This is a genomic window from Spongiactinospora sp. TRM90649 (assembly GCF_029382225.1).
In the GTDB taxonomy this organism is placed as follows: Bacteria; Actinomycetota; Actinomycetes; order Streptosporangiales; family Streptosporangiaceae; genus Spongiactinospora.
On sequence record NZ_JARLTC010000018.1, the window covers coordinates 18678 to 40575 of the forward strand.

Below are 21898 nucleotides of genomic sequence, written 5' to 3' on the forward strand. Positions count from 1 at the left end.
GTCGCTCTCCCATCATGCGGGACGACGCCCATCCCGGCCGGGATGGGCGTCGCCGTGGCCGGTCTGCTACTTGAGGTAGGTGTTGGCCTTGACCAGTGCGGTCTGTCCCCACCACTTGCCGAGGCCGAGAGTGTCGCCGGCGTTGGCCAGCGCGAGCCCGGCCAGGACGACGGTGTAGATGATGTGATCGTCGATGACGGGGTTGTTGGCCAGCGGGAGTTCCGCGGCCCACATCAGGACCAGCATGAGCCCGCCCGCCACCGCGGCGATCCGGATACCCGCGCCGAGGGTGAGCGCCGCGCCGATGCCGAGCAGGCCGAGCATGAAGATCCAGTCGACCCACGCCTGGCCGGCCAGGCTGGAGAAGAACCCGCCGAGCGCGTTCTCACCGGTGCCCTTCAGGAAGCCGGTGGTGGGGCTACCGCCGTTGATCCATGCCTTGGCGGCGGGGGTGGCGAAGCCGAAGCCGAAGAGCTTGTCCACGAACGCCCAGAGGAAGATCCAGCCGAGGCCGATACGGGTGATGGCCCAGATGTAGTCCACCGCGTGGGAAGCGGCGGGGGCGACGTCATTGACCGGCTGCTTGGGGGGGTGGGTGGTGGCCATGACGGGCCCCTTTCCGCGTGACGCGACCCTGTCGTCGCAGTGGCTATTTCGCTTGCTTCTCGCATCCCAATGTCGTCGCTTCCGGAAAAGACGGGCAGAGGCGTACGGCTTGCCGTGCGGGCTCCGAAGTCCCCCACTGCCCGGGACCTTTGGCATTTGACGCGAAGCGGCCGACGAGATCGGTCTACCGACGGTCACCACGGGACGCATCCCTCTGCTTCCTACATCCGCAGGTGGAATGGCGTGCGCTGCCCGGCCGGTGCGTACGAAGGTCCCACCGCACGCGTCCGAAGGTCCCGTACAGAAAGGTGCCTAGGGCACGCCGGTTGATGACGTTTCGCACTGCCTCGCGGGGCCGTCCCGGCCGAGACTGATGGTCGGAGAGCGTCCAGGGGCTCACCGAGAGGCGGTGATCATCAGTCCCCGGCCCGCTGGACGGCACGGTGAATCCCACGGTCCCGCTCAGTAGCGGAAAGGGATGATCATGGTGTCCGCACCCCGTTCCCTCCTCGCCCTGGCGGTGGTCGGCGTGACCGCACTGCAGGTCGTACCTACCGCGGCGCTGGCCAAGCAGACGCCGCCCACCCCGCCGACAGCCGTTTCGCAGCAGACCCACCCCTGGCGGCCGACGCGCCTGGTCGACGTCCGCGCCGCGCACCGGCCCGGACTCGACCGGATCGTCTTCGAATTCCGCGGCCCCCTGCCGACCGAGCTCAGCGCCCGCTACGTCGGGAAACTGATCGCCGACGGCTCGGGGCGGCCGGTTTCGCTGGTCGGCAACGCATTCCTTCAGGTCCGCCTCTCGCCCGCCCAGGGCATCCGCACCCACCAGGACGCCAAGCAGACCTACGCCCTTCCCGGTGTCATCCAGCTCGCCAGGATCGGCGACTTCGAAGGCGTCGTCACCTACGGCGTCGGGCTGGCCCGGCGGACGCCGTACCGGATGTACACGCTCACTCATCCCAACCGGGTGGTGATCGACATCGGCACGCAGTATCGGACTGTGAACGTCCGCGACTACTTCCTCAACATGCCCCGCTACCGGATGGGGCAACGGCCTTACACCACGGCCGTTCAGCGGCCCGCCATCCCGCCCGCCACAGCCTACGGAGCACTGCAGCGACTGTTCGCGGGCCCCACCAAGGCCGAACGCACCGCCGGCCTACGGCTGGTCACCTCACAGGCCACCGGTTTCAGCAAGCTGACCGTGCGCCACGGCGTGGCACGGGTCTACCTCACCGGTGACTGCGACAGCCGCGGGTCCACTTACACCGTCGCCGACCAGATCTTCCCCACGCTCAAGCAGTTCCGCTCCATCCGCTGGGTGAAGATCTACGATGCCGACGGACGCACCGAACGTCCCACCGGCCGAACCGACTCCATCCCGCCGAGCCTGGAGCCATGAGGAACTCACCACCACGGCAGCCTGACAGGCTGCCATGAGAGTCGATGACGACCGTCACAGCCTCCGGCCCGACGGGTCTTCGGTCCTAACGGCCCGGTGACAACGCCCTCCCGCCGGAGGCTGCAACGACTGCCGCATCAGGCGGTCCGCTCGGCGAAAATAGACCAGCGCAGGCCAAGGCCGTGGCACAGGCATGGCGGGACTAAGGTCCCCTCAGGGGTGGTCTCAGGACCAGAACTGACAGGACCTACGCATCTACTCCCGCCGGTCGTGGCGAAGGACACTGAATGCACGACTGAGCATGGACGTCCCGCGAGTCCGGGCGAGCGCGTGCCGTGCTGACCGTCGCAGGAGGGTAACCATGAAAGCAGCGGTCGGAGACCGGCTGATCGTCGAGCACCCCACGCTGGGCGGCTCGCGCAGAGTCGGCGTGATCACCGAGGTGCGGAACGACGACGGTTCACCGCCGTACACCGTCCATTGGCTGGACCAGGAACACACGACCTTGGTCTTCCCCGGCCCGGACGCCCACGTCGAACACGCCGAGCAGACAGCAACCCACGGTTGACAGGATCCGCTGCGCCAGGTCAGCAGCTGATCACCGTGGGTAAGGAAGGGCGCCCGGGCGATCCAGCAGCTGCCGGCGTCCCCCGATGCGTTCGTGTGGCTGAGGCTCCATCAGGCTCAGCTCCACGGCCTGGTGCCCACCGGCCGTGACGATCCCTTGTGCTGGACCCTGCGCCGACCGTTCCGGCAGCTCTGGTCGGGGTGCTAAGCTGCTGTTCGTTCGGTGTTGGATTGATGTGAGAGGGAGGTGAGGTTTGATGACCGCGGTGAAGACCGCTGCCATGCGCAGCGCCCGGACCAACCTCACGTCCCGGGTCCCGGTCTGACCAACTTCCGCCCCCAGCCTTGAGCCATCGGGCTCGCCAGGTGGGGGTGATGCCCACGTCTCGTCGGGGCCCCTTCTCCGCAAGGGTCTCTCACGTTGCCACACACGTACACCGATCCATCCGGCCTGTCCCGGTATGGGTGGACCGGCGCACTCGACCAAACCTTCACTGAACATTACGAAGCGGGCCTAGTACCGGCCCGGATCTCCCGGGTCGATCGCGGCCTGTGCACGGCGATCACCACGTCGGGCCCGATGCGGGCCACGTTCGCCGCGCCGCATGCGCCCGACCCGCTCCTGACGCCCTGCACCGGCGACTGGGGCGCGCTGCGGCCGGGCGCCGAGCCTCACCTGGTGGCGCTGCTGCCGCGGCACAGCGCGATCGTGCGCTCGTCGGCGTCCAGGTCCTCCCGCGGACAGGTGCTCGCCGCCAACCTCGACACGGTCGTCATCGCCCTGTCCCTGGCCACGGTGTGGACGGCGGCGGGATCGTGGCTGCGCGAAGAGCGCGACAACCAGAAGAAGGCCATCACCAGTCACCTGCGCGCCACCTACAGGTTCCGGGACCGGCAGCCATGACCGGCCGCGTCCCACCGACCTCCCCGACCGCTCATCGTCCTCCACAAGCCCGCACCACCATGCCCGAAAGCCCGCACGACCCGATCAGCGACCCCACACTGGCGGCGCTCTTCACGCGGCACGACGACCTGGCACGTCAAGGCCCGCGCGTGCTGGACATCGGCTGCGGCCCGGGCCGCTCCTCGCTGGTGCTGGCCCAGGCCGGCGCCGAGGTCACCGCGGTCGACCTGCATCAGCCGTACCTCGACGAACTGGCACGAACCGCCGCCGACCGCGGCCTCGCCGTCCACACCATACGAGCGTCGATGGCGGATCTGCCCTTCCCGGACGAGAGCTTCGACCTGATCTGGGCCGAAGGATCCGCGTACTTCATCGGCTTCGACACCGCGCTGCGCTCCTGGCGGCGCCTGCTCGCCCCAGGCGGCCGGCTGGTCGTCACCGAATGCGAATGGAGCACCGGCTCCCCATCCGCCGAAGCCCGCGCGTTCTGGGATCAGACGTATCCGCTGCGCACACGAGAGCACAACATCGCCACGGCGCACGCCGTAGGGTACGCCGTCGCCGCGCTGCACACACTCCCCGACCGCGACTGGTTCGAGGAGTACTACACGCCGCTGTCGCAGCGCGCCCACGCGGCCGACCTGGCCTTACCCGGGATGCGCGAGGCGGTCGCGGCCACTCTGCAAGAGATCACCATGCGCCGCGAGCACGGCGCGGACTACCAGTACACCGGCTATGTCCTGCATCCGCAGAAGGACAAGGAGACGAACCCGATCATGACCTCTGCCCTCACCACCCGTCCCGAGAGCGCCGACGACGTCGCCATCATCCGCGACATCAACCTCGCCGCCTTCCCCACCCCGCACGAGGCCGACCTCATCGAGGCGCTACGGGCCGACCCGCAGGCATGGCTGCCCGGCCTGTCCTGGCTGGCCGAGGCCCCCGGCGGCGAGCTCGCCGGATACGCGCTGATCACCCGCTGCCACGTCGGCGACTCACCCGCCCTCACCTTGGGTCCGTGCGCCGTCAAGCCCGAACATCAGCGGCAGGGCTCCGGTTCCGCCGCCATCCGCGCCGCTCTGCAAGCCGCCCGCGAGCAGGGCGAGAACCTGGTGCTCGTGCTCGGCCACGCCGAGTACTACCCGCGATTCGGCTTCACCCCGGCCTCCGGGTACGGCATCCGCCCGCCCTTCGACGTCGAGGACAAGTACATGATGGCGCTTGCCTTCAACCCTGAGCGGCCCGTCCCGAGTGGCGTCATCCGCTACCCGGCGGCGTTCGGCGTCTGATCTCCCGCTTTTGAATGTGGCGAACGGCTCTCAGCGTGGCTGGGGGCCGTTCGACCGTCACGAAGGTTGGCGGTCTTGCGGCCGAGCATCCGTGGTGCGAGACGTGTGACCGGCCTACTTCTGGCGAGCAGCGACACGATCAGGATCCGGGTGGCGTCGGACAGGGACTTGAGCCAGGTCCCAAGCTCGCGCCGCGTGGGACGATCTCACCCTGGGAGAACAGCGCGCGATCTGCCGCCGTCTGATCACCGTCAAGGTGCAGCCGGTAGTACGCGGGCGACCGTGAGGCCATCGCCGCCCTGGTCATGGAACGATGGGGCTTGGCCTGCGTCCCCCAGCTCAACGAAGCCCCCATCGGCCCGGACCCGAGCCACCGCGTGTTCTGCACCGCCGCCGACCGCGAGACCGCGACGCTGCTCGGCATTCGCTCCGGACACCGCGTCCTGCGCCGACACAGCCTGTGGGCACACACCAGCGCCGGTCTGGCGATCAAGGTCAACTCCTACATCAACGCCGGCCTCATCCCCGAATGGGCCGACCAGGCATGGCGCTACACCAGCCGGCCCGAAGCGCTCATCACCGCCATCGGCACCGGCCGCGACGCCGTCGCCACCGAAACCCTCACCAGCCCGTACTCCCGCCTAGACCGCCTAGACCGCCTAGACCGCCTCAAGAACCTGCCACTCCGTCGCCGAGGCCACATCGCGCCCAGCCGGAACCGTCTTGAACACCTTCACATACGCCTGAGCCCCGTTGTAGAAGGTCACGATCACGCTGCGTTCCTTCACCTCAACCCGCTCAACCTCATCTGACCCGGCATTCACGATCACCGCACCCACATGCGCCAGCACATCAGCGACGCGCACGCCGCCACCGCCCACCGGCACCCCGGCCAGCGGAACCGGCTCCAGAAGAGCCCCCCGCTGAACCTCAGCCGCCTCACTGTCCTTGTTCCCGCCCCGGGGAGCACCACCGATGGTGCGCAACAACACGCTGCCACCCGTCACCAGATCGAGGCGCACACCCGCCTCCGGGAGCGAAGGCACACCGAAGACCGATACGTCTTTGACGGCCTCGCCACCCGTGTTGCTCAGCCACTCCATCAGCAATCCCCGAAACCGTGCGATCCGCACCGCGTGACCCCTCTCCACCTCGCCCGATGACCGGCCCGAACACCCTACTGTCCACCCCCGCACACCGCCCCCGCTTCGCCAAGGCAAAAAGCCCCCAGCAACCGCCGGGGGCTCAGCCGCTTTCTACCAGCCCGGCGTGTCCTCCTCGATCGGCCGACCCGACCCCGCACAGCGCGCACGAGACCCCGGCGGCTGATGCGGCGGCGCAGGCGTCCCCGGCGCACCCGTCACCCGTAACCCACACTCAGGACACTTCCCGTAATCGGCCATGAACTCTCCCATCTACTCGATTCCCGAGCCAGGCCCGACGCCCAGCTCAAGCACCAACCAGCCCCGCGCGCCCACCAAGTCAAGGCCCTCCCGCACGCGCCGAGGGGGACGGCAGAGCGCCCTTTGGGTGCCTCCGGCAGCTCCGCCGGCCCCGCTCCCCTCGATCACATGGACGCGGGACCATTCATCTCCTGAGGTGATCGACCTCGTTGCCTGAGCACGCCCGACCGTCATCGCCTGCTCACCTCACCGAAGGACATCGCTACATCGGCCCACACCACCCGCCGACCACCCGGCAGCAGTTCGGCATCCCAGGCCGGCGACATCTGTTTCACCAGCCCACCAGCTCACTGGCCACCGGCAGCACGTCATCCACGCTGGCACCCGAGCCCCCGAACGCCTCCAAGACCTGGGCGATCCAATGTCGCGCCACCGGCACCGACTTCCGCGTCCCGGGCATCGACAACATCAGCGGCACCACCGCCGCCACCGCGCGGCCCTACGGATCGAAGCCGACGATCTGCACGCCCAGATCGCCGAGCCGGCACGGCGGCTGAGCGCCGCCGAGCAGATGCCGTCCCGGCTGCGCGTCACCCGCGAGACGATCTTGGAGATGACCGGCGAGCCGGGCGAGACCACCTCTGCCGCGCCCACGCTCTCGCCCGTCTACCAGCGGCTCCTGGCGATCGTGGAGCAAGCGCCGGATGGGCTGCGGGTCAAGGACATCTGCCGGATGCTGAACACCGGCGGCGTTCGCCTCCAGCAGCATCGCGGCCTCACCCTCGAAGGTGTTCTCGCCGCACAGGCCGAGCAGCGCGGCGGCGGCGTCGAACAGCCGTCCCGCGCTGGAGGCGAACGGGCTGTTCACCCCTCTGGCGATCATGCGCCGGATCAGGCCGGCCGTGGCTTGCGACGAGTTACCGTCGAGCGACCGATGGCCACCATGACTGTAAAACGTCGAAAAATGGCCGAAAAAGAGGTGAATGCAGGTGCGACGCACTGGCATCCTTGAAAGCTGTATGCGTACCGCCGCCATAGGGGCGCGCATTTTGCCGGTTGAGGTGTACGGATTCAAGAGCGAATCGCGAGGACCTGCCTAATCGTTGCATCCTTTCGCGTTCAGATTCATGCGGGTTGATTCCTATTCAAAAAGGAGACAGGGGGAGTCATTGCTTCATGCTGGTGGGCCTCGCATATCTTCGGAGCTGGGCCAATATCTGCGGAGGCTTCGACTGCACGCCGGTTTGACACAGGAGGAATTGTCGGAACGATCTGGTGTAAGCGTGCGGACCATCGGCAACATCGAGTGTGACCGCATCGCCCAGCCCCGGACAACGTCGATAAGGGCACTCGCCGAAGCACTCGGTCTCTCCTCGGGGCGACTGATCCAGGGCGGCGCCGTCGTGACGCGCACCGCATCGCCACCTATTCCCGATCCATGGAGAGTGACGCCGCCGTTTCACATACCTTACGACGCCCTCGATTTCACCGGCCGCCAGGCGGCCATCGCCGATGTCCGATCGATCTATCGAGATCGTGCCTCTGCGAACAGGGGCGATGCATCGCCTCTCGTGGTCACCGGGGCGGCCGGCTCGGGCAAGACCTCATTCGCCACCCATGTAGCGCATCGAATGCGTTCCGATCACCCCGATGGCTCCGTCCTTCTCCCACTCCGAGGGCCGGGCGAGGGGCCGCTGGACTCCACCGAAGCGCTCGCACGCCTTGTTCTGCTGCTTGGCGGCCCACGTCTCCCCGACAGATTCGAGGCGCAGTTGGACTGGTACCGGAGCACGACGGTCAACCGGCGGATGATGATCATCTTTGATGACGCCCAGGATGAGAACCAAATACTTCCGCTGCTGCCGGACCTGCGCAGCTGCACGGTGATTGTCACCGGTCGCCGGAGATTGGCAGGGTTGGCCGGTTCGAAGCGCCTGGAGTTGGAGCCGTTCAGCGGTGAGGAGTCGCTCGAGCTCCTGCGGCGCATCCTCGGCGCCGATCGGGTCGGCGCCGAGCCCGTTCCGGCCTACGAGCTCACCACGTTGTGTCATGGGCTGCCGTTGGCGCTGCGGCTCGTCGGCACCAAACTGGCCTCCCGGCCGCACTGGAAACTCGCCGATATGGTCGCGCGTCTGTCGGATGAGGCCAGGGTGCTCGATGAGATCAGCTATAAGAACAGGGAGCTCCGTCGCCTGCTGGCCGGTGCGATCCGAAGAGTGGATCCGATCGCTCAGCGGATTCTCCGGCGGCTCGGCCGTTCGCGAGAATCACGATGGACCGCCGGGCGTGCCGCAGCCATACTCGGCATGACCTTGGACGAGACGATGGAGCTCCTGGAATGCCTGGTCGAGGAACGGCTGCTGGTCGCGGCACCCCCCTCGCACAGAGGGGAGATCGTCTACGAATTTCCGAATCTCCTGGGGGTGTACGCACGCGAACTCGCCGAGACCCCCTTTCTTTAGGGTAGCGGCATCGCCTGCGATTCTAATTGCGTCTCCGCCTCGCAATGGCATAACCAGCCATGATCGATCCGGTCAGCACCGACATCGCGAGGTTGAAGAGCAGCGTGAGTGAGAAGCTCTGCCGAGCGGCTCCCGCAATGGTGCGTCGTACCACTTTTTCCACCTCCGCCCCGCCCGCACAGTCCACATGCGTACCATTCATCAGGGCGTCCTGGTTCTTGCGGACGCATGATTCGAGATCGGCGGTCAGTTCCTGGATCTCGGACGCCGGAATACCGCTGACGACGAGTCTTTGCCTGAGGTCGGCGACGTCGCTCCTGTGCGTTGCCTCAATCTGTTGGTGCACGATCCCCGTGAATATGATGATCGCTATTGCCACGCCCACCTGCTGGGCGATCAGCTGAAGCGTAGTGAAAACGCCGGAGGCGGTCGCGGAAATGTCATTGCGGACATTACGCAGCAACATTTCATAGAGCGGCGTGGTGACCAGTGCCTGCCCGATTCCGAGCAGCGCGGTTGCCGGAACCAGAGCGAGCACCGTGACGTCCTGGCCGGTGGCGGCGATCGTCAAAGCCACGCCAATGATGCCCACGATCATGATCGCCGCCCCCAAGACGATCACCCATTCCCCCATGCGCTCTTTGAGGGGCTTGACGAAGTAGGAAGTGATCAGGAACAGCGAGCTGAACGGCAACAGGGAAAGGCCGGATTCAAATGGCGAGAAACCGCACACCGATTGCAGATAGAGCGTGATGAGAAGAAAGTAGCCGGGCGGTCCGAGGAAGAAGACCATGATGACGATGACACCGGTGACGAAGTTGCGGTCCCGGAACAGTTCGGGAGGAAGCACTGGGGCATGGCCTCTTCTGGTGGCCTGGCGTTCGACCTTGACCAGAAGGATTCCGAGGAGGGCAGCGAGCCCGAGCATCGCGAGCACCCAGGGAGGCCAGTTGAGCTGCCTTCCGTACGTGAGCGGGAACAACACTGTCGCCACGAGCATCGCCAGCGTGAAGACGCCGGCGATGTCCAGCCGCCGACCGGAAGGGGCATGCGATTCGACCAGCCAGCGGCGACCCAGCAGGAAGGCGGCGGCCGCGAGGGGGATGCTGATGAGAAAGATGGATCGCCATCCCATACCCGCGACGTCGGCCGCGAGCAGCAGGCCGCCGAAGACCATGCCGCTGCCCCATGACAGGCCCATCACCACGCCGAAGACCGAGAATGCACGTTCGCGACCGGGACCGGTGAACATCGCGTGCAGGGAGCCGATGCCCTGGGGCATGATGAGCCCGGCGGCCAGGCCTTGGAGAACGCGTGCGGCCACAAGCACCTGGGCCGACCACGCCAGACCGCACAGCAGCGACGCCACCGAGATGCCGACGATCCCGATGAGGAACAGTCGTCGGCGGCCGAAACTATCGCCCAACCGGCCCCCGGTGATGACCGTGAGGCCGACCGCGCCGCCATAGCTGATCGCCACGAGCTGGATCTCGGACAGCGTCGCCGAGAGGTCGCGCTGGATGTGCGGCAACGCCACGTTCACGATGAAGAAGTCCACTTGAACGATGAACATGCCGAGTAGCAGCGCGACGAACCCGAGCCACTGCGGCTTGCCTGGCCGTTCCTCGGAATCAGTTGCTCCGGCTACGTCGGCGGAGGCGTTACGAGCCACTGTCGATCCCTGGAGTCGTGGGGAGTTCGGGCAGGGTGGCGATCGCCTGCCGCAGCGCCGGCCTGCTCACGACGTCCATGTGATCTCCCGTGATCTCGACCACCGCGAAATCCCCAGTCGTCAATCCCCGCCAGGCGTTTTCCTGTGCCTTGCGACGGTCGTTGGCGCGTTCGGACACGGTGAAGAGCGTGATCGCAGCGGTGATCGGCTCGGGGACGTAGCGCCAACCCAGCGCGAGGTGGTCTCTGAAGGTCTCGTAAGCGGTGCGAAGTTCGTGCGCGTGCCGTCCTTCGATCCAGCCTGCGTCGACGGCGTGCGCGATCAGGGCGCTCCAGCGGGACTCATGAGGAGCGGCCGGCGAATCGGCCTCGACCTCAGGCGTCCGCTCGAATCCGCGCCTGAGTTGCCAGGCGAATTCGCGCAGTGCCCTTGCCTCGTTCTCCGGCCCCTCCGGCCGGGTCAGCACCTCGGAGTCCAGAAGGATGAGTGGCATGACCGTCCGTCCTCGTGCCTCGAGCTGCCTCGCCATCTCGAAGGCGATGAGGCCGCCGAACGACCAGCCGAGCAGCTGGACCGGACCCGAAGGCCACGCTGCCTGGACGAGTTCGACGTACTTCTCCGCTGTCGACTCGACGGAGGCGTCCGCGGACTGCGGTCCTGTCTCTCCTTGCAGACCCAGCACGGGCTGGTCCGGCCCGCAGATCTCGCGAAGCGGTGCGTAGGCGAGCACACTGCCATCCGAGGGATGAACACAGAACAGCGGAGGCAGATGGCCGTCTGGCTGAATCCTGACCAGGTTCGCGGACTGACGGTCGGTTCGCAGGAGCGCCGCCATCTCCCGGACGCTCGGAGCGCGGAACAATGCCGGCAGCCCGATGACATGTCCCGTCTTCTCGCGGACCAGCGAGGCCAGCCGGATCGCGCTCAACGAGTGCCCCCCGTACTCGAAGAACGAGCCGGTTACGGGCACGTCCGTCTGGAGGATCCGGCGCCAAAGTTCGAGCAGCGCCACTTCCAGTTCGTCCAATGGCTCCGCCGCCACGGATGGGAGCGTGCCGGCCAAGGTCTCCAGCGCACGGCGGTCCACCTTGCCATTGGACGTGTACGGCACCGCTTTCAGGTGGGTGAATCCGGCCGGCAGCATGTAGGAAGGAAGGTCACGGGCCAGTTCGCGCTGTAGTTCCTTCCGGCCGAGCGAGGAGTCGCCGGTGAAGAACGCGTGCAGTCTCCGGTCGTGCTCGGCGCCGAGGGCGAGCACCACCGCGTCATTGACCTCATCGATCCGTTGCAGCGCCGCCTCGATCTCGCCGAGCTCGATGCGGAATCCTCTGATCTTCACTTGGTGGTCGTTGCGCCCCAAGAACTCGATCGCGCCGTCGGCGCGGTGCCGTACCCGGTCTCCCGTCCGGAACATTCGGGCCGTGGTGGTGCCGGCGAAGGGGTCCGGGACGAATCGCTCCGCAGTCAGCTCCGGCCTGTTGAGATAGCCACGCGCGACCTGCTGGCCCCCCAGGTAGAGCTCGCCCTCGACGCCGATCGGCGCGGGTCGCCGGTGCGCGTCCAAGATGTACGCGGTGGTGCCGGCAATCGGGCGGCCGATCGCCGGTGGACGGAGCCCGTCGCCGGACGGGCGGACCGTCTCCACCGTGGACAGGACCGTGTTCTCGGTCGGTCCGTACCCGTTGACGAGTTGAAAAGGCAGACGAAGGGGCGATGGGTGCAGCCGGTCACCGGCGACGACCACCGTGCGTAGTGCAAGATCGTCGAGCCGGGGCTCGACGAGCATCGCCTCCCAGAGAGGCGTCACCACGAAACTGACCGTGACCCGGCTGGTGGCGAGCCACCGCCACATCTTCGCGGGGTCGACGATCGCCCCTGCGGGGGCGATCACCAGCGTGGCGCCGACGGCCAGAGTGGGCCAGACATCCATGACGCACACGTCGAACGCGGCGTTGGCCGTATGGCCGCAGCGGTCCGCAGCGGTCAACCTGTATTCCTCGGCATACCAAGCGACGAAGTTCTCCAGGCTGTGATGTTCGATCATCACCCCCTTGGGGTGGCCGGTCGACCCTGAGGTGTAGATGACGTAGGCAAGCTCGTCGCCGGTGGGCTCCCGCAGGCGAATGGGCTCACTGTCCTCAGATGGTGTACCGATGTCCAGCGGCGTGACAGTCTCGGGGATCAGCAGCAGGAGATCCGCCGTGGTCAGCACCCAGCGGGCACCGGAGTCCGTCAGCATGTAGTCGATCCGTGACTGCGGTGTCTCAGGATCGATCGGCAGGTACGCTCCTCCGGCCTTCATGATTCCCAGCGCCGCCACGACGAAGGCAGGCTCCCGGCCGCACAGGACAGCCACGATCTCGCCGCGACGCAGTCCTTCGGCCGTCAGCCTGGCGGCCACGTTGTCGGAGGCGGAGTTCAGCTCGGCGTAGGTGAGGGCCGCTCTATCGCCTTCCACGGCGACAGCGTCCGGTTGCCGCTTCGCATGATTCCGGATCGCCGTGATCGGTGACTCGCTCGCGATCCGATGGATGTCCGTAGTGTTCCACTGCCTGACCACCTGGTCGTGCTCGGTCGTGCTGAGCAGTTCGATGCGGTCGATGGGCACGTCCGGATCGTCGGCGATCTGGTGGAGGAGCTTGGTGTAGTGCCCAACCATTCGCGTCACCTGTTCGGCATCGAACAGGTGGGTGTCGTACTCCCACCAACCGTCCAGGCCGTTCTCGCCGGGTACGCAGGTCACGGTCAGGTCGAACTTGGCGGTGCCGCCATCGATCAGCAGTCCCGAGGCCTGGACACCGCGCAGGTCGAGCTCGCTTGCGAGGGGCGGCTCGAAGGTGAACATGATTTGCACCAGCGGTGTGTAACTCGCGTCGCGCCCGGCTCCGGAAATCCGTACCAGATCTTCGAACGGCACGTCATGATGCTCGAACGCTCCCACGCACGTGTCCCGAACTCGGCCGGTCAACTGGCGGAACGTGAGGGGTTCGGCCGGGACTTCGGTGACCAGAGGCAATGTCCCGGTGAGCATGCCGACCACGTCCTTGTTCGCCGGATTCTGCCGGTTGGCGAAGGCCGTGCCCACCACGAGCTTGTCCACCTTCGCGGCCTCCGTGTAGCGCATGAGGAGGGCTTTGAACGCCGCCAGCAGAGTGATGTAGAGCGTGGATCCCTGGCTCTGGGCGACTTCTTTGATTCGGGCCAGAACCGGCGGGGGCAAGGTCATGCGGACGCGCCGGCCGTGGTGCCCCTTGACCGACGGCCGGTTCTTGTCACTGGGCAGAGCGAGGAGGGCGGGCACGTCGGAGAGCGTTCGGCGCCAGTATTCCTCGTCGCGTACCTGGACATGTTCGTCGATGGTGTCGATGTACTGCACGCCGTTAGGGAGCGGCATTTCCCGCCCCTCAAGGGCGGCGCCGTACAACTGAGATAGATCACGCAGAATGACGGTGAGCGAAGCTCCGTCGATGACGGCGTGGTGTGCCAGCACCGCCAGCACGTGGCGCCCCGGGCCCAGATCGACCAGCAGCATGCGGAACAGCGGGCCGTTCTCAAGATCCAGCGGGCCGGCCGCATACGACTCGACCACCGCCTGGATCTCGGCCTCGCTCGAGTCCGGCGAAAGCGTCATCCGCTCCAGGGGAGCGTGACCCACCTCGCCGACCATCTGGCGCACCTCGCCATGGGCCTCGTGGAAGGTCGTCCGCAACGCTTCGTGACCTGCGACCAGATGCCATAGCGCGCTGCGCAACGCGAGTTCGTCCACATCCCCGGTCAGATGCCACGCCTTGCAGATGTTGTACAGCGGGCTGGAGCCGGCGAGCCGTTGATGCAGATAGACATTGCGCTGATGAGAGCCCAGTTCCGCCGAGCGGACCGACTGCCGGATCGCGGGGAGGTCGGCGTAACCGTAATCGCGTGCCAGCACCGTGGTCAGCGGGGAGAGTGTCGCCGTGTCGAAATGGGTGCGCCATGAGTTCGCGGTGCTCGGCTCCATCTTGTCGAAGCGGGCGAACTTGAAGTCACCCGCCATCCGGGACTCCGGATGAAGGCCATCGGCCATACGCGCGGTCACATCGGCGTACGGATCCAGCATCGCCTCGTGGAACGGCACATCAAGGAAGTCCGCGATTGCGCGCAGCACCGTCACCGGCTCTTCTAGCAGGTCCTCGAAACGCACGGTCATCTGCCGGTCGCCTGGTACGCCGTGCAGAAACTCCCGCACGTTCTGGTTGCTGACCAGCCAGATGAGCTCAGCCAGTTCCCTGACCGAGTACGAGTGTTCGTGCCGGAAGACCTGATCCAGCCTGGCCTCGACATACGACAGCGCCATCGCGCCTGGATGGCGGATCAGATGGACGTAACGTGGTGCTTCGAACATCTCCTCCATGCGCGTCAGAGCCGCGTAGTCCATGGCGTACGTACTGGTCTTGTCGACCAGAAGACGCGGACCGATCTGCTCTTGCAGCACTCGGTAGGTGTCGGCGACGAGATGTTCCTGGCTGAGCCGTTCCACAAGTGTCTCGGCCTCGTCGAGCCCACCGGCGGAGACCTGGCGCAGCGCCCGCAGCAGCCCCTCCCGCGCATAGCCGTTCCTGCCGCTCAGCGCCAGGTCGCGGGCTCGCATGGTGTCGAATCCGAGCAGTTCCAGCTCCGGTGGCACGAAGAGCTCTGGATGGCCCGCCAACATCACCCGCAGCAGCGTGGAGCCTGATCGCGGAGCGGACAGGACGAAGGCGGCCTTTGACAGCTTGTCCGGTGGGGCGGCGGGCGGCCGACCTGTGACGAGTCGGCGAAAGGCCCGGAGCATGGACACGTCAACCGAGCGGTTCTCCTGGGTCGTCACCGGCCGGCCGGGGCCGTCGTGGGCGAGGGCAGCAGCCAGTCGCGGATATTCGGCGGTGAGGTAAGAGGAGAAGCCCGACAAGGTCGGGTGGTCGAATATGGCTGCCACGTAGACGATGTCTCCGGTCAACCGCTCCAACGCGTTCATCAGTGAGCCGGCTTGGAGTGACGTGCCGCCGAGCGCGAAGAAATCGTCGTCTGCGCCGATGTGAGCAACACCGAGCGTCTCCCTCCACAGCCTCTCCAGGCCGGGCGGTGTCTGTTCCGTGGTCGTGGTGGGTGCCGTTGGTTTGTCCGGGTCCAGAGCCGTCTGGCCGGCCTCATCACCGGGGGCCATGGGCTCCGCCGCGGCCAGGGCCGCCCGATCGACCTTGCCGTTGGGGAGAAGCGGCAGTTCGTCCAGAAAGACGAACTGCGTCGGCACCATATAGGGAGGCAGTCGCTCACCGAGGAACCGGCGCAGCTCACCGAGAGAGCCGCCTACGACGTAGGCCACCAGGCGGTGCAGCCCGTGGTCGGTCGCGTGGGTCGCCACGACGGCGCGGCTTACCTCCGGATGCTCCGCCAGTGTCCTCTCGACCTCGTGAAGCTCCACCCGGTATCCGTTGATCTTGACTTGATGGTCTCGCCGCCCGAGGATGTCAAGTGCGCCGTCATCCCGGAACCTGGCCAGGTCCCCGGTACGGTAGACGCGCCCGCCCTCCTGGAATGGGTCGAGACGGAAGCGCTCGTCGGTGAGATCCAGGCGGCCCAGATATCCACGCGCGACTCCGGCGCCGCCGAGCCACAACTCTCCTGGGGAGCCCACCGGAACCGGCTCCATTCGGTCGTCCAGAACGTAGGCGCGAGTATTGGCGATCGGCCTGCCCACGCTGGGGGCCTGCCAGTCGGTTCCCGTCAGCCGCGCGGCCGTGGACCAGACGGTCGTCTCGGTGGGACCGTACACATTCCACAATTGCCGGACCTGGCCGACGAGGCGCCGAGCCAGCGTGGGGGGCATTGCCTCGCCGCCGCACAGCGCCGTGATGGGCGGTAACCAGCGGCCGGTGTCGAGCAGCATGATCCAACTGGCGGGCGTGGCCTGCATCACGGTCGCGCCAGACCGCTCCAGCGCCTCCAACAGCCGGTGACCATCATTGGTCTCGCCGACATCGGCGATGGCGACCTTGCCTCCGATAACGAGCGGGCCCAGGAGTTCCAGCATCGCGATGTCGAAGGAGACGGATGTCACCGCGAGCACGCTGTCCTCGGCGGTCAACTCCAGTAGATCTCGCATGCCCAGCAAGAGGTTGGTGAGATTGCGGTGCTCGATCTGCACGCCTTTCGGCCGGCCGGTGGAGCCGGAGGTGTAGATCACATAAGCGAGGTCGTCGGCGTTGGCGCCGGTGACGACCTCGTCCGCCTTCTCCCGTTCCACCAGGAGCCGGACGGCCTCCAGGACCACGACGCGACGGTCCTGGAAGGCCGCCGACTCGGCGCCCGTCTGGTCGGACAGCACCAAACCGGCCCGGCTGTCATCGAGCATCTGGCCGATTCTGGCCTCGGGATAGCGTGGGTCCAGCGGAACATAGGCCGCACCCGCCTTGAGCACCGCGAGCATCGACACGATCAGGTCCGCCGTCCGTCCCAGGTGCAGGCCGACCAGGTCACCTGGGCCGATCTCCAAGCGCCGCAGAAACCGGGCCAGCCGGTTGGCACGCTGATCGAGTTCCAGGTAGGACAGCACCTCGGTCCGATCCACAACGGCCACGGAATACGGAGTACGCGCGGCTTGTGCCGCCACCAGGTCGGAGACCAGTTGGTGGCTGGGATAGGGCCGGGCGGTCTGATTCCAGTCGTGAAGCACCTTCGCGCGCTGCTCGTCAGCGAGGAGACAGAGCCGGTCGATCCCGATGTCAGGGCTCCGTAGGGCATCGTGAACCAGCGTCGGCAGTACCTCGTCGAGCATGCGACCATCAACAGCGTCAGTGATCAGCCGGACGCCATCCGCCTCGTCGACCGTCTCGAATCTGATCGGGCTGTCACTCCGCGCGTCGCCGCCCCGCGAACGCTGGCCGAGCAGTCCTCGCATGGAAACCCTGTGGTCGAGGTCGTAGCCATGTCTGTGCTCGATTCCCTCGTTGACCAGCAGAAGTTCGACCTGGGCCGCCCCCGTCAACCGATATGACAAGACCGCGAGCGCGGCGCCCAAGGCACATGCCGGAGGGCAGCCGGTATGACGGCTGAGCTCGTTCAGGGTGGCCACCGCAGGCCCTGGAATGTGGATATCCGTCGACGAAGGGCTGGTAGTCATCAAAGCCCCGTCCGTTATCGGCTCTTGGGCGCCGCCGGCAGCCGCCCGGCGCTCAGGACGTTGGAAGCCCGCCATGCCTCGTCCGTGTGAATGACGACCGAGTCGTCGGCCGCAACCGAAAGGGATTCTCTGAGAGGGCTGTACGTCTCCGTGGTCCAGAGCGGTTTGCCATCGAAGATCAGTTCCTGGGTCCAGAGCACGCCCGTGAGCCGGCCAGGAACCGTCATGGACAAGGTGGTCTCGGCCGGGAAGCCGACGAACGCGGGCGCGGAGTAGTCGATCTCGGTGTAGTGCGTCGGCTCGGTCAGCAGCCGTAGGTCCTTACGCGGGAAGCGCACGGAGCCCATGCGCGTAGGTGGCCGCCAGTCGCGTGAGGCCGTGTCGATCGGCCGGCTGCGCTTCACGGCCAGTTCCTGGATCGTACGGTCGATCAACGGCTGGAAGTCCAGGTCATAGCATTCCTTGAGCAGCTTGGCGCTCTGCCGAAGGTCTGAGAATTCGGTCTGCATGTCCCAGTCGGTTCGCTCACAACCGGTTACACTGTACCGGATGAATCCGGGAACGATCACGCTATTATCGAAGCAGAACCGGTCGCGCAAGGAGAACACCATCCGGGAACGCGCCTCGTCTTCGAGTGGATGGTTTGTATAAATAAAGGCGAGTAGGACATCGAAGGGACGTCCTCCTGTCAGTTCCGGCAATTCAGGCTCCATGAGATCCGCCTCGATGAACCTGACCCGGTCGTCCATACCATTGTGCTTGGCCAGTATGCGCGCCGTGTCGAGATGCTGGCGGTCCACCCCCACGACCTGCTCGGCACCCGCGTTGAGCGCCAGGAAGGACAGCACGCCGCTACCGGTACCCGCGTCCAGCACGTGAGCGCCCCGCCCTACCGCCTTTTCGATGGCCCTGCGCAAATTGTGCCCGCGATCGAGGCTGAGAAGGAGTCGGAGGTGCAGGTCCGTGGTGAAGGAAAAGTCGGCGAGTCCAGCCATAATTGCCCCCGGCGATGAATAGAGAAACGGTTCAACGATGCAGTCCTGAATCTCAGGCGGCTTTCATTCAAGCACGGAGTGAAGGGGACCTACAGGAAATCCATCGGCAACTCACCGGCAAGTTGCGCTACCACCGGCAGCAGCGGCAATGTGATCACACATCGCCATTAACAGTGAACCTTTTCAACATCAAGTTCCCTGGTCAGAGGCGATGTCCTGGCCACCGCTCACGCGTGACCAGGCGCTCCGCGCATACGCCGGCCCTGGTCCGAGATCGGTGATGCACTGAACCTCTTCATCCTGCTCTGTGGGGAGTGTGAGGTGCCCCTGATCTTCCGGACACGGTGCCAAGTAGGGTGCTGACTGGTTCGGAAGGAAGGGTTCGTGGCGGGAAAGAATTCTTCAGAGGAGTTCGAGGACGAGGTCGTCAAGGCCGTCTTGGACGAGCGGTCGCAGGCGGCCAAGGATTTCGGCGTGTCGCGGGAGACCGCGCGGAACTGGGTGACCAAGGAGAAGCGCCGCCGGTCGGGGAACACCGAGCCGGGCCGGGATGCCGCGGAGCGTGCGAGGGTACGCGAGATGGAACGTCGGATCGCGGAACTTGAGCAGGAGAACGCCTTCCTGAAAAAATGCGCGGCCTTCTTTGCGAGGGAGCGGTAGCGGGCGAGAAGTTCTCGCTGATCCACGCGGAGGAGGCCAACTTCGGCCTGCCCATGATGTGCCGTCTTCTCGGGGTTTCGAGATCGGGATATTACGAATGGCGGGATCGGCCGATGTCGGCCGGAAAGCGGCGTCGTGAGGACCTCAAACCGTTGGTCGAGGAAGTGTTCGCCGACTCGGGGCGGACGTACGGTTACCGGCGGGTACATGCGGCGCTGGGGCGGATGGGGATCGAGGTCGATGACGAGCCGGTGCGGGCGTTGATGCGGGACCTGGGCCTGACGCCGGTGCAGGTCAAGCGGCGACGTGGGCTGACCGTCGCGGACCAGGCGGCCGGTCCCCTCCCGGACCTGGTGGGCCGCGACTTCACCCCTGAGGTGCCAGCGGCCAAGCTGGTCGGCGACATCACCGAGATCAAGACGGAAACAGGGCCGCCCTATCTGGCCACTGTCATTGATTGCTTTTCGAAGGCGCTGATCGGGTGGGCATTGGATGTGCGATACCCGGCCGCTTTGGTGTGCGCAGCCCTCGACATGGCCGCGATGAGGGTCGATATTCCCGTTGGAGCGATTTTTCACTCGGACAGGGGTGGTCAACACACGTCTCACGATTACGCCGCCACGCTGAACCGGCATGGCTTGAGACAGTCGGTCGGACGAACGGGGATATGTTTCGACAACGCCATGGCGGAGTCGTTCTTCGGCAAGCTGAAGACGGAGTTAGTTCATCATCGTAGGTTCACGAGCGTGACGGAAGCACGTACCTGCTGTGATCAAATATAATCGTCGGCGCCTGCGTTCCATGTTGGGATATCGGCCACCGCTGGAAGTTCTAGAGGAATGGTTCTGCAGGCGAGTCGCCGCATGATATAGTTCATTTACTTCGGTGTCCGGAAAACACGGGGCATTTCATCATGCGGCTGGTCAAAAGGTCGCATCCGGGGCCGGGCGTCGGTGAAGCGTGCGATCAGCGGCCCGACGATGGCTAGCGCGAACACGTAGGCCGTCACCAGTGGCGCCATGACGGGAAGCTGCGCGCCGGCCAGGCCGACGATGACGATGGAGAACTCTCCGCGGGCGATCAGCGCGGCGCCCGCCCGCGCCCGGCCGCGGCGGCCCACCCCGTCGCGAGGCCGCGTATCGGCCGGTGAACATCTTGGTCAGCGCGGTCACCGTGGCCAGCGCCAGCGCGGCCGGCAACACCGGCAGCAGTGTGGCGGGAGCCACCGACAGGCCGATCGCGATGAAGAAGACCGCGGCGAACAGATCACGCAGCGGCGCGATGACCGCACGCGCGCGATCGGCGGTCTGGCCGGTCAAAGTGAGGCCGACCAGGAAGGCGCCCACCGCCGCCGAGGCGTGGACGTACTCGGCCAGCGCCGCCACGATCATCGTCAGCCCGAGCATGCGCAACATGAGCTGCTCGTTGTCCGGGTGCGCCACGATCCGGCCCAGGTGATGCCCCCAGCGGGCGGCGACGGCGAAGGCGGTCAGCACCGCGCCGACCGCGACCAGCGCCCCCACGATGGCCTGCCACCAGGCGCCGCCGGAGGCCAGCACGGCCAGCACCGGCAGGTAGGCCGCCATCGCGAAGTCCTCCAGCACCAGCACCGACAGCACCGACGGCGTCTCCCGGTTGCCCAGCCGCCGCAGGTCGCTCAGCAGCCGGGCGATGATCCCCGAGGAGGAGATGTAGGTGACACCGGCCAGCGCCAGCACGCCGACGCCGTCGAGGCCGAGCAGCCAGCCCGCCGCAGCGCCGGGAACGGCGTTGACCAGCAGATCGACACCTGCCGATGGCAGATGATGACGCATGCTCGCGGTGAACTCGGCAAGGGAGAACTCCAGGCCCAGCGCCAGGAGCAGCAGCACGATCCCGATGGAGGCCCCGATCTGCACGAACTGACCGGCAGCCGGGATCGGCAGCACGCCGCCCTCGCCGAGCGCCAGGCCAGCCAGTAGGTAGAGCGGGATCGGGGACAGGGCCACCCGCCGCGCCAGGGACCCCACGACGCTGAGGACGGCCAGGATGAGCCCCAGCTCCAGCAGCAACGCGACCGAGACGTGCACGCTTTCAGCCCCGCAGGATCCGCCTGACGCCGTCGATGCCCTCCCGGGTGCCCACCACCACCAGCACGTCGGCGTCACGCAACACCTGCTCGGGACCGGGGGAGGCGACCACGTCGGCGCCGCGCACGATCGCCACCACCGAGGCGCCGGTACGGGTGCGCGCCCGCGTGTGCCCCAGCGGGCGATCCGCATACGGCGAGCCCGGAGCCACCTTCACCGGCTCAGAACTCAGCCCAGGAACCTCCCGGGTCAGGTCGGCGAAGCGTTCGGCGATCCGCGGCGCGCCCAGGATCTGGGCCAGCGCCTCGGCCTCCTCCTCATTCAGCCGGAACAGCGGCCTGCCCTCGTCCCGATCGTCGGCGAGATAGCCGACCACCTCGAACTCGCCCGTACGCCGCGCCACCACCCCGATCCGCTCTCCCGCCTGCGTGGTGAACTCATACCGCAGGCCGACCCCCGGCAACAGCACCTCGTTCACATCCATGCGCCCATCATCCCGGCAGATGGGAACTCTCCATGGAACGACATCGTCCGGCAACCGTGTCATGAGAACGAGCACACCCGCGCCCGACCGGACCCGCCGCATGTACGGCGAAAGATCAACAGCGGGCGCAAGCATGACCTTCGTCTCCGTTTGCGGCCAGCCGGCGCGAGCTTGTCACCTCAAGTGTGTAAAGATCCTTCCCGGGTGATGAAGAACCTCTTTACCTGATCCGGCCTGGATAGGC

At 66.4% G+C, this 21898-nt stretch carries 16 protein-coding genes and 1 pseudogene; 8 read left to right on the forward strand and 9 right to left on the reverse strand.

All coding sequences use genetic code 11. The annotated features are described in order from the left end of the window. Positions 1-66 precede the first annotated feature (66 nt). The gene (locus tag P3X83_RS21780) at positions 67-606 is read right to left on the reverse strand and encodes a hypothetical protein (protein WP_277307005.1); all 540 of its coding nucleotides are present in this window, start codon (positions 604-606) and stop codon (positions 67-69) included. Positions 607-1093: 487 nt separating this feature from the next. Here P3X83_RS21780 and P3X83_RS21785 point away from each other — a divergent pair, with 487 nt between their 5' ends. The 5 genes and pseudogenes from P3X83_RS21785 (at position 1094) to P3X83_RS21805 (ending at position 4771) form a co-directional block, all read left to right on the forward strand. Then, a complete protein-coding gene (locus P3X83_RS21785) occupies positions 1094-2011 on the forward strand; it encodes a GerMN domain-containing protein (RefSeq protein ID WP_277307006.1) in 918 nt (305 codons plus the stop codon). Between the two features lie 361 nt (positions 2012-2372). Further along, positions 2373-2579, forward strand: coding sequence for a DUF1918 domain-containing protein (locus tag P3X83_RS21790; RefSeq protein ID WP_277307007.1), 207 nt, complete (start codon positions 2373-2375; stop codon positions 2577-2579). A 579-nt stretch (positions 2580-3158) separates the two neighbouring features. Next, on the forward strand, positions 3159-3482 hold the full coding sequence (locus tag P3X83_RS21795) for a hypothetical protein (protein ID WP_277307008.1): 324 nt from the start codon (positions 3159-3161) through the stop codon (positions 3480-3482). Between the two features lie 59 nt (positions 3483-3541). Further along, a pseudogene (locus P3X83_RS21800) lies at positions 3542-3949 on the forward strand (class I SAM-dependent methyltransferase); the annotation flags it as partial. A 309-nt stretch (positions 3950-4258) separates the two neighbouring features. Beyond that, positions 4259-4771 (forward strand): N-acetyltransferase, encoded by a 513-nt coding sequence (locus P3X83_RS21805; protein ID WP_277307021.1) that lies wholly within the window; start codon positions 4259-4261, stop codon positions 4769-4771. Between the two features lie 659 nt (positions 4772-5430). On the opposite strand, the gene P3X83_RS21810 is transcribed toward P3X83_RS21805, so the two are convergent. The 3 genes from P3X83_RS21810 to P3X83_RS21820 form a co-directional block, all read right to left on the reverse strand. After that, complete coding sequence (locus P3X83_RS21810; RefSeq protein ID WP_277307009.1) at positions 5431-5904, reverse strand: hypothetical protein; 474 nt, start codon at positions 5902-5904, stop codon at positions 5431-5433. Between the two features lie 601 nt (positions 5905-6505). Then, positions 6506-6634: a hypothetical protein gene (locus tag P3X83_RS21815; RefSeq protein WP_277307010.1), complete on the reverse strand. Its 129-nt coding sequence runs from the start codon at positions 6632-6634 to the stop codon at positions 6506-6508. Between the two features lie 39 nt (positions 6635-6673). Continuing rightward, complete coding sequence (locus P3X83_RS21820; protein WP_277307011.1) at positions 6674-7174, reverse strand: hypothetical protein; 501 nt, start codon at positions 7172-7174, stop codon at positions 6674-6676. 127 nt (positions 7175-7301) lie between these two features. Here P3X83_RS21820 and P3X83_RS21825 point away from each other — a divergent pair, with 127 nt between their 5' ends. Continuing rightward, positions 7302-8636 (forward strand): helix-turn-helix domain-containing protein, encoded by a 1335-nt coding sequence (locus P3X83_RS21825; RefSeq protein ID WP_277307012.1) that lies wholly within the window; start codon positions 7302-7304, stop codon positions 8634-8636. Positions 8637-8658: 22 nt separating this feature from the next. Here P3X83_RS21825 and P3X83_RS21830 read toward each other — a convergent pair whose 3' ends face one another. The 3 genes from P3X83_RS21830 to P3X83_RS21840 form a co-directional block, all read right to left on the reverse strand. Continuing rightward, complete coding sequence (locus tag P3X83_RS21830) at positions 8659-10308, reverse strand: MFS transporter (RefSeq protein ID WP_277307013.1); 1650 nt, start codon at positions 10306-10308, stop codon at positions 8659-8661. Further along, entirely contained in the window at positions 10298-17398 is a 7101-nt protein-coding gene (locus tag P3X83_RS21835) for a non-ribosomal peptide synthetase (protein WP_277307014.1), read from the reverse strand. Before P3X83_RS21835 ends, P3X83_RS21830 begins: the two co-directional genes overlap by 11 nt. 62 nt (positions 17399-17460) lie before the next feature. Further along, positions 17461-18441 carry a 50S ribosomal protein L11 methyltransferase gene (locus tag P3X83_RS21840; RefSeq protein WP_277307015.1) on the reverse strand — a complete coding sequence of 327 codons (981 nt, stop codon included), beginning with the start codon at positions 18439-18441 and terminating at the stop codon, positions 17461-17463. Positions 18442-18825: 384 nt separating this feature from the next. On the opposite strand from P3X83_RS21840, the gene P3X83_RS21845 reads away from it, so the two are divergent. Both P3X83_RS21845 and P3X83_RS21850 read left to right on the forward strand, forming a co-directional pair. Further along, positions 18826-19101, forward strand: a complete 276-nt coding sequence (locus P3X83_RS21845) for a hypothetical protein (RefSeq protein ID WP_277307016.1) — start codon at positions 18826-18828, stop codon at positions 19099-19101. Next, on the forward strand, positions 19071-19883 hold the full coding sequence (locus P3X83_RS21850; protein WP_277307017.1) for an IS3 family transposase: 813 nt from the start codon (positions 19071-19073) through the stop codon (positions 19881-19883). Before P3X83_RS21845 ends, P3X83_RS21850 begins: the two co-directional genes overlap by 31 nt. 141 nt (positions 19884-20024) lie before the next feature. Here P3X83_RS21850 and P3X83_RS21855 read toward each other — a convergent pair whose 3' ends face one another. Both P3X83_RS21855 and P3X83_RS21860 read right to left on the reverse strand, forming a co-directional pair. Continuing rightward, positions 20025-21170, reverse strand: coding sequence for a cation:proton antiporter (locus tag P3X83_RS21855; RefSeq protein WP_277307018.1), 1146 nt, complete (start codon positions 21168-21170; stop codon positions 20025-20027). Between the two features lie 4 nt (positions 21171-21174). Continuing rightward, positions 21175-21654: a cation:proton antiporter regulatory subunit gene (locus tag P3X83_RS21860; RefSeq protein WP_277307019.1), complete on the reverse strand. Its 480-nt coding sequence runs from the start codon at positions 21652-21654 to the stop codon at positions 21175-21177. Between the last annotated feature and the right edge of the window lie 244 nt (positions 21655-21898).